The organism is Bacillus sp. TH25 (genome assembly GCF_016650935.1).
Classification (GTDB): Bacteria; Bacillota; Bacilli; order Bacillales; family Bacillaceae_G; genus Bacillus_A; species Bacillus_A mycoides.
Genome location: NZ_JAEKEU010000020.1, coordinates 18,616 through 34,405, shown reverse-complemented (window position 1 = coordinate 34,405; position 15,790 = coordinate 18,616). Strand labels below are relative to the sequence as shown.

17 protein-coding genes and 1 pseudogene are annotated in these 15,790 nt (G+C 35.8%); 13 read left to right on the top strand and 5 right to left on the bottom strand.

All coding sequences use genetic code 11. From position 1 onward, the window contains the following. The first annotated feature begins 47 nt into the window (after positions 1–47). Positions 48–1,082: a flavin-containing monooxygenase gene (locus JFT89_RS13145; RefSeq protein WP_201040137.1), complete on the top strand. Its 1,035-nt coding sequence runs from the start codon at positions 48–50 to the stop codon at positions 1,080–1,082. 296 nt (positions 1,083–1,378) lie between these two features. Continuing rightward, on the top strand, positions 1,379–1,627 hold the full coding sequence (locus JFT89_RS13140; protein WP_002087603.1) for a hypothetical protein: 249 nt from the start codon (positions 1,379–1,381) through the stop codon (positions 1,625–1,627). 48 nt (positions 1,628–1,675) lie between these two features. Here the strand turns inward: JFT89_RS13140 and JFT89_RS13135 are convergent, their stop codons facing one another. After that, positions 1,676–2,713: a serine hydrolase domain-containing protein gene (locus JFT89_RS13135; protein ID WP_033707025.1), complete on the bottom strand. Its 1,038-nt coding sequence runs from the start codon at positions 2,711–2,713 to the stop codon at positions 1,676–1,678. A gap of 110 nt (positions 2,714–2,823) precedes the next feature. Beyond that, entirely contained in the window at positions 2,824–3,018 is a 195-nt protein-coding gene (locus JFT89_RS13130) for a hypothetical protein (RefSeq protein WP_016095163.1), read from the bottom strand. Between the two features lie 281 nt (positions 3,019–3,299). Here JFT89_RS13130 and JFT89_RS13125 point away from each other — a divergent pair, with 281 nt between their 5' ends. Beyond that, complete coding sequence (locus JFT89_RS13125) at positions 3,300–3,581, top strand: hypothetical protein (protein WP_002128376.1); 282 nt, start codon at positions 3,300–3,302, stop codon at positions 3,579–3,581. Positions 3,582–3,610: 29 nt separating this feature from the next. Here JFT89_RS13125 and JFT89_RS13120 read toward each other — a convergent pair whose 3' ends face one another. Continuing rightward, the gene (locus tag JFT89_RS13120) at positions 3,611–3,901 is read right to left on the bottom strand and encodes a DUF3784 domain-containing protein (protein WP_201040136.1); all 291 of its coding nucleotides are present in this window, start codon (positions 3,899–3,901) and stop codon (positions 3,611–3,613) included. A 218-nt stretch (positions 3,902–4,119) separates the two neighbouring features. Here JFT89_RS13120 and bla2 point away from each other — a divergent pair, with 218 nt between their 5' ends. From bla2 to JFT89_RS13085, 8 genes and pseudogenes are all read left to right on the top strand, one after another. Then, positions 4,120–4,893, top strand: a complete 774-nt coding sequence (gene bla2, locus JFT89_RS13115; protein WP_016095161.1) for a BcII family subclass B1 metallo-beta-lactamase — start codon at positions 4,120–4,122, stop codon at positions 4,891–4,893. Between the two features lie 701 nt (positions 4,894–5,594). Beyond that, on the top strand, positions 5,595–6,881 hold the full coding sequence (hcp, locus tag JFT89_RS13110; protein WP_016095160.1) for a hydroxylamine reductase: 1,287 nt from the start codon (positions 5,595–5,597) through the stop codon (positions 6,879–6,881). A 584-nt stretch (positions 6,882–7,465) separates the two neighbouring features. Then, the gene (locus tag JFT89_RS13105; protein ID WP_002128372.1) at positions 7,466–7,786 is read left to right on the top strand and encodes a PadR family transcriptional regulator; all 321 of its coding nucleotides are present in this window, start codon (positions 7,466–7,468) and stop codon (positions 7,784–7,786) included. 75 nt (positions 7,787–7,861) lie between these two features. Continuing rightward, complete coding sequence (locus JFT89_RS13100; RefSeq protein WP_002014108.1) at positions 7,862–8,203, top strand: DUF1048 domain-containing protein; 342 nt, start codon at positions 7,862–7,864, stop codon at positions 8,201–8,203. Positions 8,204–8,372: 169 nt separating this feature from the next. Beyond that, positions 8,373–9,134, top strand: a complete 762-nt coding sequence (locus tag JFT89_RS13095) for an ABC transporter ATP-binding protein (RefSeq protein WP_201040135.1) — start codon at positions 8,373–8,375, stop codon at positions 9,132–9,134. After that, a complete protein-coding gene (locus tag JFT89_RS13090) occupies positions 9,135–9,884 on the top strand; it encodes an ABC transporter permease (RefSeq protein ID WP_002014105.1) in 750 nt (249 codons plus the stop codon). It begins immediately after the preceding gene. A gap of 54 nt (positions 9,885–9,938) precedes the next feature. Then, positions 9,939–10,134, top strand: a pseudogene (locus JFT89_RS30755) (PRK06770 family protein); the annotation flags it as partial. Between the two features lie 908 nt (positions 10,135–11,042). Next, a complete protein-coding gene (locus JFT89_RS13085; protein WP_002014103.1) occupies positions 11,043–12,362 on the top strand; it encodes an aromatic amino acid transport family protein in 1,320 nt (439 codons plus the stop codon). Positions 12,363–12,643: 281 nt separating this feature from the next. On the opposite strand, the gene JFT89_RS13080 is transcribed toward JFT89_RS13085, so the two are convergent. Further along, positions 12,644–13,606, bottom strand: a complete 963-nt coding sequence (locus JFT89_RS13080; protein WP_002066406.1) for a helix-turn-helix transcriptional regulator — start codon at positions 13,604–13,606, stop codon at positions 12,644–12,646. 110 nt (positions 13,607–13,716) lie between these two features. On the opposite strand from JFT89_RS13080, the gene JFT89_RS13075 reads away from it, so the two are divergent. Then, on the top strand, positions 13,717–14,196 hold the full coding sequence (locus JFT89_RS13075) for a GyrI-like domain-containing protein (protein ID WP_201040134.1): 480 nt from the start codon (positions 13,717–13,719) through the stop codon (positions 14,194–14,196). Next, positions 14,183–14,692: a phage tail protein gene (locus tag JFT89_RS13070; RefSeq protein ID WP_201040145.1), complete on the top strand. Its 510-nt coding sequence runs from the start codon at positions 14,183–14,185 to the stop codon at positions 14,690–14,692. The genes JFT89_RS13075 and JFT89_RS13070 overlap by 14 nt, the downstream gene beginning before the upstream one ends. 367 nt (positions 14,693–15,059) lie before the next feature. On the opposite strand, the gene JFT89_RS13065 is transcribed toward JFT89_RS13070, so the two are convergent. Beyond that, positions 15,060–15,641 (bottom strand): TetR/AcrR family transcriptional regulator, encoded by a 582-nt coding sequence (locus JFT89_RS13065; protein WP_002066413.1) that lies wholly within the window; start codon positions 15,639–15,641, stop codon positions 15,060–15,062. Between the last annotated feature and the right edge of the window lie 149 nt (positions 15,642–15,790).

The window sequence follows — 15,790 nt, the reverse complement described above, 5'->3', positions numbered from 1 at the left end:
GAACACATGAACATGTATTCATGTGTTTGTGAGAAGGAGGAATTGGAATGAAAGATATAATTATCGTGGGAGCTGGTCAAGCTGGATTAACAATGGGATACTACTTGAAGCAGGAAGGATATAGTTTCTTATTACTTGAGGCGGGAAACCGAATTGGTGATTCTTGGAGAGACCGCTATGATTCTTTGCAGCTCTTCACACCAAGGGAATATAGTAGTTTACCAGGTATGATATTAAAAGGAGAAGGGAATGGATTTCCATGTAAAGATGAAATTGCAATTTATTTAGAAGAATATGCAAGGTATTTTCAATTGCCGGTACAATTACAGACTCAAGTTTTAAAAATAAGAAAAGAGAAAGAAATATTTGAATTACAGACTCCTACAGAAATTTTACAATCGAAAAAAGTTATTATCGCATCAGGTGGTTTTCAGCAACCATTCATCCCCTCATTTTCACAACATCTTTCATCACATATTTTTCAAATACATTCATCACAATATAAATCACCATTACAAATTCCAAAGGGAAAAGTACTTGTAGTAGGTGGTGGGAATTCAGGCATGCAAATAGCAGTAGAACTTGCAAAAACTCATGAAGTTACAATGGCTATAAGTCATCCGTTAACCTTTTTACCGTTATATCTTTTTAGAAAAAGCATTTTTAATTGGTTAGAAAAAATGGGTTTATTGTATGCCGAAATACATACAAAGACAGGAAGGTGGTTTCAGAAGCGAAAGGATCCCATTTTTGGTTTTGAAGGTAAGGAACTTATTCGTAGTGGAGCAATAAAACTACAGGGAAAAGTGGTAAGTGCATTAGGAAATAATATTATGTTTCAGAATGGTGGCACGTATAGTGCACAAAGTATTATATGGTCAACTGGTTTTGTTCAAGATTATAAATGGATTGAAATAGAAAAGGCAGTGAGTATGAATGGATTTCCTAATCATACAAAGGGAATGAGTCCAGTAAGAGGATTGTATTATATTGGACTGCCGTGGCAATCTCAAAGGGGTTCTGCGCTTATTTGTGGTGTAGGAAAGGATGCGGTGTATTTGCTTTCGGAAATCAAAAAATAGATCAGTAGCAACAGCTACTGATCATCCATATGTACATGAATTAGGAGAGGTCAAACATTTCAAACGTTTATTAGCTTTAGTATAATAGATTTTCATGGAATAAAAAACTGAAAATTATAATTTTTTGTTGAGAAAGTTTTTTGTATCGAAATATATAAAAAAACGGGGATTTCTATTGAAAGAAAATATGATATTTATATTTTAGTAAAGTATGATATAGTCTATATAAGATTAGTTTCCTTAAATTAGGTTTTTTGTATAGTAATTACATTCGCGGTTGGAAAGGGGAAAAAATTGTGAAGTTTGATGATCAACGTCTACTAGGAATACGATTAGGTTCTGTACTCATAACAGAAGAAAATCAATATTTAGTAATTAAGAAGAAAGATCATTATGCACTATTAAACATACATAATTTAGAATGCACACATGTCGAAGTGCAGTTAGAACATATTGAAGAACTGTTGCATGAGGATTTCCAAGAAAGTATAACGGAAATTATCGCACCAGAACATATTAAAATTGTGGTGAAAAATGTTATATAAAGAAAGAAGCTGGGAGAATCAGCTTCTTTCTTTGTTTTACTTCTTTAATTATAAGGATAACATTTTTAAAATCTCACCAATAATCCCATCCTTTTGATGAACACCTAAATCCGAGTTCGTCATAATAACAGCGCCATTACCTCGGTATGGATTACATACCATCATACATTGAAATCCAACACCCCAGCCAAGTGAATGAATTTGTAAGTCTTCATTAGAATACTCTAGAAAAACACCTAACCCAGTCCATTTGGTGCATCCTTGAGGAGAAATCATATCTTGTACTGTTTTTTGAGAAAGTTCCAGTTTGCTATTTCCTTGTAAGGAATGAATGAGTCCGAGTACTAAAGTTGATAAGTCAGTTGGTGTTGTCCAAATGCCTGAAGCAGCTGCGAATGGATAAAATGGGTACTTCTCATTTGTTACAGTTCCATCTTTATTATGCCCGCAAGCAAAAGCATCGGTTTTATCTATGTCTTCGGGAGAGAAGAGTGTACTATTTTTCATTTGTAGTGGCTGAAAAATAAATTCTTCAAGTAAAAGGTTGAACGATTTTCCAGTAATATCTTCAAGTAGTTGTTCGATAATACAAAAATTTGCGTCAGAGTAGTGGAATTGGCTTTCTGGTGCATAAGTTACTTCTATAGGTACTGGGCAATATAATGTTTTACCAGCAAGGAGCTCATCCATTTTAGGTAGTCCTTGTGCAAGTGTATAATGTTCAAAACTATTGGGAGGATCAATGATTCCAGATTGGTGACTTAATAAGTTTCGCAGTGTGACTTTTTTCTGTGAAGTAAATAGATTGGTAGGGATGTTCCAAGATGTGAGTCTATCATTTACGTCTTCATCTAAATGTACGATTCCTTGATCTGATAACGTTAGTACAAGCATTGAAGTGATGAATTTGCTAATAGAACAAGAATTGAATATGGAATTCGTAGTGACAGTTCTAGTTGTTCCAGATTCAAGTGTTCCGAAAGCAGTAGCTTCATCAAGTTTACCGTCACGTATAATGGCAAAGCTTAACCCTGAAACAGAATATTGGTTCATTTTCTCATAGATATTGTTACTTTTTAAGTTCATAGTGACTCCTTTCTTTTAAAAACAGAATATTAACTTTATTATACAGTAGTAAATAGAGAGAAAAGGAAAACACTTCATCTTTTATCGATGAAGTGTTTTCTTAGTGTAAGTTAATTCGAAGTAAATGCTTTAAAAAATTTATCTCTGTACATGTACATAAGCCATGAGGCTGTTATAAAGGAAATAAAGATTGGTTTGTTTTTAATTGGTGCATTGAAAACAAGCCAACCAACTATATCAAATAACAAATGTAGTGCAATTGAAAGAACTACAAATTGTAGTAACGTCTTAAAAAATCTTTTCATAAAGTGTCCCCCTAAAATAAAAGGTTTTATCCCGCATTAACGGGCAGTAAAACTCCCACCTCAAAATTCGACTGGGGCAAAGAAGTTAGGTGGGAGTCGGGCTGCCCGTAAACGCCCGATTGGTGAGGACTAATAATCAGTGGGGGACGAACAAAACCCCCACTGATTAAAGTTTCATTTTATCAACAATGTTGTATATTACTATTATACATTAAATGTGTATTGTGGTAAATTTTACATAAGTCACTTGAATAAAACAATGCTAGTGAGGAGGAACAGTCTTGGAATTTTGGATTGTCATACCGATAGCGGCCTTTGGATTTATGTATCTCGCTGAAAAATTAAATAAAATCGAAAAGAAAACAGATACGCGTTTAAAGAGGATGGAAGATAGATTACAATTAATTTCGAAAGAAATGGGAATTGTAGATAGAGAACCTGAAATTAATAAAGAATTACGCCAGCTTGTGGAAGAAGGAAAAACAGTTACAGCAATTAAGAGAGTAAGAGAGGCTTTTGGATTTTCATTGTTAGAAGCAAAGCAATATGTCGATAAATTATGAAAAAGATCATCCATTTGGATGATCTTTTTTTACTGAACCATACGTGTATTTATATATACGGCTATTATGACGTGTCCAATTACAATGATAGGAAATACGATTTTTGCATTAGGGGTAGTGAAGACACTACCAATTGTGGCGATAATACCGGCAATTAAATTATAAAAACCAACTATTTTTGATAACTTCACTTTGTCAGGTACACGGCGTTCATTGAATCCTGATAAGAGCCAAGTGCATTGTTTTACTCCGATGAAATAAGCTAATGCAAATGAAATGATTGCTAGTATGAATAATGATGGGGAAGCGAAGAGAGTCATTAAAAGCACCTCCGTTAAAGGGTTATAAATAAATTATAGTATGAATGTTATAATTTTTAAAAAAGTAATTGTAATTTTAAGTTTTAAAGCGTACAGAATTTTGTACGCTTTTTTATTAACTGCATGAAAAATATGTAAGTGAATATGGAACAAACTGTTAAGTTGAATTGTCTATTTTAGGTAATAACCATTTAATTTGAAAGAAAGGATTGATAAAAATGAAAAAGAATACATTATTAAAAGTAGGGTTATGTGTAAGTTTACTAGGAACAATTCAATTTGTTAGTGTAATATCTCCAGTACAAGCAGAACGAACGGTAGAGAAAAAAGTAATAAAAAATGAGACGGGAACTATTTCAATTTCTCAGTTAAACAAAAATGTATGGGTCCATACGGAGTTAGGTTATTTTAATGGAGTAGCAGTTCCTTCGAACGGTCTAGTTCTTACTACTTCTAAAGGGTTAGTGCTTGTCGATTCTTCTTGGGATGATAAGTTAACGAAGGAATTAATAGAGATGGTAGAAAAGAAATTTAAGAAGCGCGTAACGGATGTTATTATTACACATGCGCACGCTGATCGAATTGGCGGAATTAAAACGTTGAAAGAAAGAGGCATTAAAGCGCATAGTACAGCATTAACTGCGGAACTAGCAAAGAAAAATGGATATGAAGAGCCACTTGGAGACTTACAAACAATTACGAATATGAAGTTTGGAAATATAAAAGTAGAAACGTTCTATCCAGGGAAAGGGCATACAGAAGATAATATTGTCGTATGGTTACCGCAATACAACATTTTAGCTGGAGGCTGTTTAGTGAAATCTGCGGAAGCTAAAGATTTAGGGAATGTTGCTGATGCATATGTAAATGAATGGTCGATATCGATTGAGAATGTATTGAAACGATATGGAAATATGAACTTAGTAGTGCCTGGTCATGGAGAAGTAGGGGACAGAGGATTACTTTTACATACATTGGATTTGTTGAAATAAGAAACTGTGGGAATATAAAAGCGAGGAGAAACAATTTCCTCCTCGCTTTCTTCTAGCTATATTTAAATGCGAAGCTATCAATTACGCCTGCATAAGTTACTGAGATTTTAATTCCAAGTATACAAATACCAGTACCGTCATAATTGCTATAACAACGTAAGTAACATCAAGCATTATAAGTGTCTTTAAAGTTTCAGTCATCCTAATTCACCCCTGGTATGAAAATATAACATAATCTCTTATCAATCAGTTAAGAGATTATAAAGATAACAATGTACATGAAATTTCTTAAGTAGTTTCTATATAAATATATCATATAAATAATGTAAAAAATGTTAAGATGGTGTAAATGTATTGTAAATAAAGAGGTTTCCTATAAAATCTTTAATCAAAAAATTGATAGTTCTTCAAAATGAAAAAACGCTATTCTTTCTGTTGAATGATAGAAAGAATAGTGTTTTGGTATGCCTATTAGTTGCTAATATCACTAATAGTTCTCTAAATCAATGATTTAGCTATTTGAAAGCATCAACAAAGTTGGCCATTTTTCTGTATGTTTTTTTGATGTCAATAAAAATATTATGTCGACAATATGAACTGTCACAAATTTATATATATTATTGTGATTGATATCACATCCCTTTTCCTCAATGGGTATTATGCTTAATTTGTAACGAATGATTGGGAGAGGGTGGGATGATATGTTTTGTTATCAATGTGAACAAACGCCAACAGGTGGATGTAAAGTGATGGGTGTTTGCGGTAAGAATGAAACCATTGCAAGTTTACAAGATACGATTGTGTTTGGATTAAAAGGAATAGCGGCTTATCGTACGCATGCTGCGCAGCTAGGGTATACAGATGCAGTTGTAGATGCTACAACTCAAGAAGCGTTATATATGACATTAACAAATTCTAACTTTAATGAACAAGAACATATTGATATGGCTATGAAAGTAGGGAAATCGGCTTTACGAGTAATGGAGTTATTAGATGAGGCACATACGAATCACTTTGGTGTTCCGGAGCCTGTTCAAATTACGCAGAACCATGTAGAAGGTAAGGCAATTGTAGTTACTGGTCATAATTTATTTGCATTAGAAGAGTTATTAAAGCAAACAGAAGGAAAAGAAATTAATATTTATACGCATTCTGAAATGTTACCAGCACACGGATATCCAAAGCTGAAAAAATATAAACATTTAAAAGGAAACATTGGTAAGGCATGGTACGATCAACGACGACTTTTCGAAAAATTCACTGGTGCCATATTAGCTACAACGAACTGTGTTATGCCAATTAAAGGATCATACTCTGATCGCTTCTTTTCATATGATATTGCAGGCTTAGAGGGCGTACAAAAAATTGAAAATGACGATTTTACACCAGTGATTCAAAAAGCGCTAGAACTTCCAGAAGTACATATGGAGTCGGATGAACAGTTAGTAACAGGGTTTCATCATAATACAGTATTATCATTAGCTCCAGAAATTATTGAGGCAGTAAAGGAAGGGAAAATTAAGCGTTTCTTTGTTATCGCAGGTTGTGATGCACCAGGAAAAGGCGGGGAATACTATCGTGAATTAGCAACGTCACTTCCGCCAGAAACGGTTATTTTAACAACTTCCTGTGGGAAATTTCGCTTTAATGATGTAAATTATGGTGTTGTTCCCGGTACGGAGATTCCACGTTATATTGACTTAGGGCAATGTAATAACTCAATTTCGACAGTGAAAATAGCGGCCGCTTTAGCAGATGCTTTTCAATGTGAAGTGAATGAATTGCCAGTTAGTATTGTCCTATCATGGTTTGAACAAAAAGCGGTTGCCATTTTGCTTGGGCTATTTAGTCTTGGTATTCAAGATATTCGCATTGGTCCAAAGGCACCTGAATTTATTTCACCTGGTGTGCTTGATGTATTACAAGAAACATTCGGTTTAAAACTGATTACAACCGCAGCAGAAGACATGAATATGATGTTATCGTAACAAAAAGGATGTCCTATATGTAGAGTTGACTTTATAAAGAATTTGTATGTATTCGCAAGCTCATGTATTAGATGCACAGGTGCATTAGTAGAAGAACAAAAAAATGATCCGTCTTTTTAATAAGGAGAGCTAGCCACATTCATTAACTTCGGAATATTATAATGCCCCAAAACAAAAATGTGGAATTTTTGTTTTGGGGTATTTCCTTTTCTTAGCTGGATAGGTATGTGGTGAGATTTCTTAAGAAGAAAATAGGCAGTATCCAATAGATAATAGCGGATTTAAGAAAAAATTTAAAAATCGAGTTGACATTCTATCTACATAGTCATACAATGTAGTGGTAATGAGTAATACTGAATAGCGTAGTTTTTAAAAATATATTCAGTATCCAATAGGCAAAAGCGGATTTAAGAAAAAATTTAAAAATCGAGTTGACATTCTATCTACTTAGTCATACAATGTAGTTGTAATAAGTAATACTGAATAGTGAGGCTTCTCAAAAGCTATTCAGTAAAAATTAGCCTTAGTACTCTGTGATACTGAATATAAGTCAGACAGAATAGGGGGTAAAGGAGGATCAGAATATGGAAAATTTAACTGAAATGCTGAAAGGTTCGCTGGAAGGATGTGTTCTGGAAATCATTAGCCGCCGTGAAACTTATGGCTATGAGATTACCCGCCACCTTAATGAGCTTGGGTTTACTGAAGTCGTGGAAGGAACGGTCTATACCATCCTTGTGCGATTAGAGAAGAAAAAACTTGTGAATATTGAAAAGAAACCGTCAGACATGGGGCCGCCTCGCAAGTTTTATTCACTAAATGAGGATGGCCGTCAGGAGCTTGAATTATTTTGGAGAAAATGGGATTTTGTATCATCAAAAATTAACGTCTTGAAGTCAAACTAGCCTCATAAGATTAAATATTCGGCCGATATTTTGGGAGTTTCTTGTTCTGCTTTATAAAAAAGGAGGAAAAATAATATGTTGGAAATGTTCAAAAAATTAATTGGTGATAAAAAAGAGTACAAAATGATGATGGCACGGGTTGGAGCTCTGCCAGAGGACTATCAGTTTGTGTTTAAGAAAATTCAAAACTACATGTGGAATTTCTCAGCTGGTAACGGGATGGATATGCTACACATACAGTATGAACTAATCGATTTGTTTGAAGCCGGTGCGGCGGAAGGCAGACAAGTGCTTGAAATCACTGGGGAGGACGTGGCATCCTTTGCTGACGAACTAGTGGCAAATGCTAAAACTTATGTTTCCAAGTATCGTGAAGATTTGAATGAAAGTATTATGAAGCAATTGAGAAAAAAATAAATGCAACAGGTAATACCGACTGATTAGCTGGTTACAAATGTGAATTGCCGCCATCGCTATTCAGTTATATTTTTAAATCAGTACTAAGTAATACAGATTATCAGTAATACTAAATAGAGGAGTGTAGGCAGTCTAGCTTTACAAAACATTTTTTAAGGAGGAAAAAAGTATGACCAATACAGCGATTTCTGTAAAAGGATTAAAAAAATCCTTTAAAGATAAGGAAGTGTTAAAAGGGGTAGATTTTGAAGTGCAGCGTGGCGAAATTTTCGCACTGCTGGGCTCAAATGGAGCGGGCAAGACGACGATAGTCAATATCCTCTCGACGCTGATGAAGCAAGATGGCGGCGAAGTAGGTATTTGTGGTTTTGACGTTCAGCGTCAACCGGATCATGTTCGTCAAAGTATTAGTCTGACAGGGCAGTTTGCAGCTTTAGACGGAATGCTCACGGGGAGAGAAAACTTGATAATGATTGCCAATTTGCGTGGAGTTTCTAGTCCTGCTCAAGTCGCTGATAATTTGCTTGCAAGATTTAGCCTGACTGGTGCAGCCAACCAGAGGGCAGACCAGTATTCAGGTGGGATGAAGCGCCGGCTTGACATCGCGATGAGTTTGATTGGGGCGCCAGCAGTCATTTTTCTCGATGAACCGACGACAGGGCTTGACCCCGAAGCGCGGATTGAAGTGTGGGATACCGTCAAGGAACTTGCCGGCGGCGGCACAACCATCTTGCTCACGACCCAGTACCTCGAGGAAGCCGAACAACTGGCGGACCGTATCGCTATCTTGCATGGCGGAAAAATTATTACGACTGGTACTCTTACAGAACTTAAAGAGATGTTCCCGCCAACAAAAGTGGAGTATATCGAGAAGCAGCCGACATTGGAAGAAATTTTCCTTGCGATCATTGGCAAAAAGGAGGAGATGTAAATGAAGAGCAAAACAGGGGTATTATTAGGGCGCTTAATGCGCAACATTATGCGCAGTCCAGATACAATTATTACAGTAGCGATTACGCCGATTATGATGATGCTGTTGTTTGTCTACGTATTTGGCGGCGCCATAAAGACAGGAACGGATAACTACGTCAATTATTTATTGCCGGGAATCTTGCTGATGGCTATCGCATCCGGTGTCGCTTACACTTCCGTACGGTTGTTTACGGATGTAAAGAGCGGGCTGATGGCACGTTTCATTACTATGCCTATCAAGCGTTCGTCGGTATTATGGGCTCACGTATTAACATCACTTGTTGCTAATGTGCTTACTATCGTGGTGGTTATCCTTGTTGCGCTCTTAATGGGCTTCCGTTCCAGCGCTAATATTCTGGATTGGCTTGCGGTAGCTGGAATACTTGGGATGTTTACGCTGGCGCTGACATGGCTGGCTATCATTCCCGGGTTGACAGCGAAGTCTATGGAAGGGGCGACAGCCTACTCGTACCCACTAATTTTTCTGCCCTTTATTAGTTCGGCCTTTGTTCCTACCGAAACGATGCCAAAAATTGTTCGTGCGTTCGCTGAGAACCAGCCTGTAACTTCAATTGTGAATGCGATTCGTGCGCTCTTATATGAAGGGACTGTTGGCAACGATATTTGGATTGCACTTGCTTGGTGCGTTGGCATTATGGTTATCGCTTACTTCTTCGCCGGTAAAGCATTTAAACGTCAGTTAGGGTAACACCATCAGTTCGGTGCACTATGGTAACTAAACCTTCTGAAATAAAATATATGTTTGGAAAAGTGGATTAAAATCACATTAATCTTAGTTATTGCTATAATTGTTAGTATTCTTACTGGTTATGCAGTTGGTACGTAAGTAGGATCAAGCGTTGAGAAAAAGCAGACTGAGAGAGTTAAAGGGGAATGGATAATATTTTGACTGCAATTCTAATCGCCATATAATAAATGCAATTTTTATACATGAAAAGCCCACCTATTTCCGTAGGTGGGCTATATCTTTATTACACAATACGAAAGGATACTCTCTTTTTCTGAATATGCAATTATGCATATTTTGAAAAAACTACACTTGATAAATATTACATATAGTAAATGGAAACTTATGGTGTTATTCTTTTAAAAGGCGTAACATGTCAATCATTATAGAAGGTGCGCTGGTACTAAGTGAGAGAAGTTCTTTTTTCTGAAAAATGTATATTGATTCGTTATTAGTTATAAATATTCGGTTAGATGGTTTTATGTTTTCTTAATTTATTCCTTTATATCTACAATGATTATTTATTATAACAGTTTCCACGTTTAAAATAAGATGTTTCAGAAAAGGGGAATATAACTATCTTTATAATGAGTTCCCAATATAATCAACGTGTTAACAAAAAGGATATCTGTATTATTTTCCCCTTTTTGCTAACTAATACAGCTTCAAAAAATAGACACAATTGCTATATGCCAATTGTAATTTATTATCTATTCATAATTCTGTTTATTCTGTCTTTCTAAAAATAAAAAAAATTAGACTCGCAAATATAAACGTTATAATGAGGGCGTCGAGAGGTAACCGATTACCTACGGAGAAAATATCAAACATTTTAAAATTGGACAGACTGAAACGATTAATTGCAGAAAGGTGTGTGACTAGAAGGGGAATTTCTTCAAAATAGTTTAGTAGCAGCGGACATCGTACTAGCTGGTGTACACAATATCATCAACGAAGTATAGGGTTGGAGGATAAATGCCTCGCAAATTAAGAGAGACAGGTTTAGGTGGAATCGTTTACAGTATAGAGAATTTTGTAAGCGATTCATTTTTCAAAAATGGTCTATATTCTTAAGCCTAAAAAGAGACGCAAGAATAGGATACAAGGGGGATTTATTATATGAATGGGAATACTGCAAAAAAAATAGAATTTCAAGCTGAAAATACTGCAGTGAAAAATGAGAAATATCTAGATCCTAAAAAGTGGCATAAACAAGATACTACCTGGGCATTGAGCCTTTTTGGAACAGCAATTGGAGCAGGGGTGCTCTTTTTACCGATTAATGCAGGTTCAGGCGGTTTATTATCATTACTACTAATTACATTGCTTGCATATCCAGTTATGTATTACTCACATAGGGCACTTGCTAAAATGATTTACACTTCTAATTCTGCTGATGAGGGGATTACAGGCACAATAAGAGAGTATTTCGGAAATAAGGCAAGTATCATTTTTAACATCGTATATTTCGGCTCAATTTATACAATCGTATTGATGTATTCGGTTGCGCTTACAAATACCGCAAGTAGTTTTATCGTGCATCAATTGCACATGCCGGAGCCTCCAAGGGCCATTTTATCTCTTGTATTAGTGCTCGGCCTTATTGCTATACTAAATTTTGGTCAAGATATTACTGTGAAAATCATGAGTATGCTCGTATATCCTTTCATAGCTTCTCTACTTTTCATCGCAATATCTTTAATTCCACAGTGGAATACGTCAATGCTTAGCTTTTCAAGTGTTTCTACTGCTTCAACAGGAACAGGATATTTTGGAACGATATTAATGATTCTACCAATCATCGTATTCTCATTTAATCATTCACCTATGATTTCATCATTTGTTGTGAAACAGAAGGCTACGTATGGAATAGAAGCTACTGATGCTAAATGTGCACAAATACAAAAAGTTTGTTATATCATGACATTCGTTGTAGTTATGTTCTTCGTTTGGAGTAGTACACTGAGTTTGACTCCAGAGGATTTAAAAATGGCAAAAGAGCAAAACTTATCAATCCTTTCATATCTTGCTAATGAGCTTAATTCGCCTGTAATCACTATTGCAGCTCCAATCATTGCTTTTGTGGCTATTACAAAGTCTTTCCTTGGCCATTATATAGGAGCATTTGAGGTAATGCGTGACATGATTATTAAGTTCGGTAAAACACGTGGGAAAGTTATTGAAGAAAAAACAATTAAGACAATGATCCTTACTTTTGTTGTATTAACATGCTGGTTTGTCGCTTATACAAATCCAAGTATTCTTGGAATTATTGATTCTCTGAGCGGTCCATTAGTTGCTGCTATCTTATGTCTATTACCGATGTATGCGATTAGTAAAGTACCAGTACTAGCTAAATACAAAGGGAAAATGAGCAATGTATTTGTTATTGTTGTAGGTGTACTTACTGTTTTAGCAAGTATTAAGTCATTATTCTAAGTCATTATTGTTGGTTTTAGTTCAAAAATAGTGGAATATGAAAAAAGAATGAAAGATCTTATGGATAAGATAAATCCACACTCGAATTTTAACGAAGGTTAAACTCTAATATAAAAAGACATGAACAAAGATTAGTTCATGTCTTTTTTTTGTTCGCGTTATGACTAGAAGAGCGTTTAAAGCAGCGGCAGTAAATAAAATATTTTCTCTATTTGCTTGAAAATAGGGGTAACTGGCATCTAGTCAAACTCAATATTATTTTAGGTGTAACGGGTCACTGCTTATGGGCAGTATAAACATAATCTCTCTTTTAAACCTTCTAACACTTCTTCAGGCACTTCCCTAATTTTGATATCTTTACCTAGGAAAAGTAGCCAATTTGTTATCTCTGTTAATTCATCGAGATCGTTAACATTGATAAAAGTCTTTAGAATGGCTGTGGATTGGTAAGGATTTGTATAGGAAATAGAAATTTTTATAGGATGGTATTTTTTGAACTGGGTAATCGCTTTTGGACCGAGTTCAAGTACAAGGTTGATTGCTTCGTCCTTCTTACTTAGTTTTTCTGAAATTTTTTTCTTACTTAATCTATTTTTCGTCGTATAGGGTTCGACATTAATGAGATGATCGACAAGAAACATCTTCTTGTTTTCTTCTTTTATGTCAAAGCCTTCAATTATCCAATGGCTTTTTTCTTGATAAAGGTGTAGTAGATAAATTGGATAAGACTTGGTTTCCTCCTCTTCTTTTACGGTAATCAATAAATGGCTATCCAAAAGAAGGATTTGGATGAGTTTTTCTAACATAGGATGGGGGAGGTCAGAAAGCTCAAGTAGGTCAGGATTATGAGGGTTAGTCCCTTCAAAAAGCAAGAGTTGATTTAAAAGAACAAGGTCATCCTGCTGGATTTCTGAGATGAGTCCTAGTAGTTTTTCGGCTAAAGACTGACGACTCTTTAGATAGGGAAGTTGTTGATTTCTTGTGGCCATAAAGGCAATAAAAAGAGCTTTGACCTCATTATCAGTAAAGCGAACAACGGGCAGGATAGAGTTATGCATAACAAAATATCCCCCAGCCCTCCCAACTTCAGCGACAAGTGGCATTCCCATAGCTTCAATTTCTCTAATGTCTCTAATAGCTGTTGACCGAGAAATGTTAAATTCTCGTATGATTTCAGAAATTGTAAAGTGGGAGCGGTTGTTGATGTACCGCATGATGGTATTAATCCGTTCAACTTTTTTCATGTTGGTCTCCTAAACAGTATCATTTTTTGACATGATTTAAGGTTATTATAAACTCATCAAGAGAAAAGATAAATTACTTGATTAATTTAAAAGTGAGGAAGGTTTTGAATATGAAAAATTATACTTTAGAAGAAAAAGATAGCTTTATCGTGTTAGGTATTGGAACTGAACTTAAGAGCCACTATACAGACTTTGCGGGCATAAACAAGGAAAAGGCAGACTTTTGGCTGGCCGTCGAACAAGATGGAAGGTTGGACACTTTAAAAGCTTTAGCTACAAATGATTACATTTTTTCTGTGAGTGAAGCGGTGAATAACAAGATGATGTATTACGCTGGTGTCATGACAGAGGCAACGATACAAGAAGAATCTAGAGTTATCCAGTTTCCGAGGGGAGAATACCTAGTAGTTAAAGGGGAAGGTAACACAGCTGAGGAGCTAAGTAATAAGCTTACTGGCATTGCATTTGGTCAAGCATTAGCAGAAGTAAAAGATTTTTCCTATGTTGGTGGGCCAAATACAACAGTTGAGATGGGGCAGCGAAACGGCTTAGTATTTGGTGAAATATGGATTCCAGTTGTTAGGAAGTAAAGTGTTAAAAGGAGAGATGGAATTGTCCTGTATCGTTGATTTTAAAAATGTAACTAAAGCTGGCTTAGAGTCTTCACCTGTAGCAGAAGCGCTTGCTGGTTTACGCGCCCATGAAGCTCGTTACTTTATGAACAAATACAAGCATGAATTTACGGTTGTACCAGCTAATGAAAGCGGGGAGACTCTTGATTATGTGAATCGCATTTTGAAAGAAGAACGTGATATTGAGTTTGCGGCCATACCTTTAGAAACATCACGTTTTCAAGTAGAGAATATCAAATTTGCGTACGTCTTCTACGAGGATGGTCTTGCAGTCAACGTTATGTATACGTTGGATAACCCAAAGAAGCGGGCCGTTGGATTTAAGCTTTCTGAGGGAATGGAGATACCAAAGGGGTTAGAAGAGAAATTTAAGTTTGCTAGGCAGAAGTCTAAACTTGCTGGAACAATTCGGGGTTCGTTTTTTGTAATAAAAGGAGAATATAGTGCAAGTTGAAGAATCGATCATTTGTTATATTGAGTTATTTTTTAAAAGGCGCGATTAAGGCTAACAATCTTGAATTGTTAGCCTTTTTTTACATAAGTATAATATTCATAGTCTGCTACACACTACGTTCAGATAAAATAAAACGAAAGGAAATTACTGTAGGGTGGTGGTATGAGATTTTGAGTCGATGGGCATGTGGTGCTCCCCATACCCATCAACTTAAGAATTCAGAATTACCCCGAAATGAAAAAATGAGCATTTTTGTTACAAGTTAGCACAAAATTTCGTTCTGGGGGTACTATAAAATTGTAACTTGATGGAGATTTGACGTTATCCCTATAAAGGTATGGTTTTCGTACTTTTAAATACAATTATGTCACTTAAGTAATGTGAGCGTCGCTGCTATTACATTGTCCACAAATGAACGTTGGGGGCGAGATTTCATCATAACCGTTAGACCGATTAACGCTACAATCAGTGCCTGTGCCAAAGACTTTGCATCTGTGTTGAATTCCAGCTCACCTGATTGGATTCCTCGTTCGATCGTCTCCTGAAAAATGACGGCGAGGTACATTTGATGTTCTCTGGTCAAAATTTCAAATCTCTCATCATGAGGTGCTAGTTCAACCATTGTATTGATACAAAAACAACCTTTACTAAGATCCCCTGCGTATTCTTCATTGACGACATCGGCAAAGAAAATAGAAAATGCCTCTTTTACAGAGGAGTGACTTTGAAGCCTATTTCGTATATCAGAGGCCCGAGACATTGTATACCTGCGAAGTGCGGCTTCAAACAATTCTTTCTTATCTCCAAAAGTCGAATAAATACTAGGGCGTTGAATGCCCATTCTAGAAGTAAGATCACTTAATGAGGTAGCCTCATATCCCTTCTCCCAAAATAACTGCATTGCTGCATCTAAAACTTGATCCTCATCAAATTCACGAGTTCTTGCCATTAAGAATTCTCCTCCTCAAACTTTGATTTTATTAATTGTTTTAGGATAGGTGTGTAGGTAATTACAATTGTTGTTTTTATTACCAAACAGTATGTAATTATTATATAATTAGCCATTCTTCCTGTCAAATCAAGCTCCATTCATTTAAT

Coding starts and splice junctions, on each gene's coding strand:
- hcp (WP_016095160.1), top strand. CDS start 5,595: ATGTTTTGTTATCAATGTGAACAAACGCCAACAGGTGGATGTAAAGTG.
- JFT89_RS13130 (WP_016095163.1), bottom strand. CDS start 3,018: ATGAAAAGATTTTTTAAGACGTTACTACAATTTGTAGTTCTTTCAATT.
- JFT89_RS13075 (WP_201040134.1), top strand. CDS start 13,717: ATGAAAAATTATACTTTAGAAGAAAAAGATAGCTTTATCGTGTTAGGT.
- JFT89_RS13145 (WP_201040137.1), top strand. CDS start 48: ATGAAAGATATAATTATCGTGGGAGCTGGTCAAGCTGGATTAACAATG.
- JFT89_RS13090 (WP_002014105.1), top strand. CDS start 9,135: ATGAAGAGCAAAACAGGGGTATTATTAGGGCGCTTAATGCGCAACATT.
- JFT89_RS13095 (WP_201040135.1), top strand. CDS start 8,373: ATGACCAATACAGCGATTTCTGTAAAAGGATTAAAAAAATCCTTTAAA.
- JFT89_RS13085 (WP_002014103.1), top strand. CDS start 11,043: ATGAATGGGAATACTGCAAAAAAAATAGAATTTCAAGCTGAAAATACT.
- JFT89_RS13105 (WP_002128372.1), top strand. CDS start 7,466: ATGGAAAATTTAACTGAAATGCTGAAAGGTTCGCTGGAAGGATGTGTT.
- JFT89_RS13065 (WP_002066413.1), bottom strand. CDS start 15,641: ATGGCAAGAACTCGTGAATTTGATGAGGATCAAGTTTTAGATGCAGCA.
- JFT89_RS13135 (WP_033707025.1), bottom strand. CDS start 2,713: ATGAACTTAAAAAGTAACAATATCTATGAGAAAATGAACCAATATTCT.
- bla2 (WP_016095161.1), top strand. CDS start 4,120: ATGAAAAAGAATACATTATTAAAAGTAGGGTTATGTGTAAGTTTACTA.
- JFT89_RS13120 (WP_201040136.1), bottom strand. CDS start 3,901: ATGACTCTCTTCGCTTCCCCATCATTATTCATACTAGCAATCATTTCA.
- JFT89_RS13080 (WP_002066406.1), bottom strand. CDS start 13,606: ATGAAAAAAGTTGAACGGATTAATACCATCATGCGGTACATCAACAAC.
- JFT89_RS13100 (WP_002014108.1), top strand. CDS start 7,862: ATGTTGGAAATGTTCAAAAAATTAATTGGTGATAAAAAAGAGTACAAA.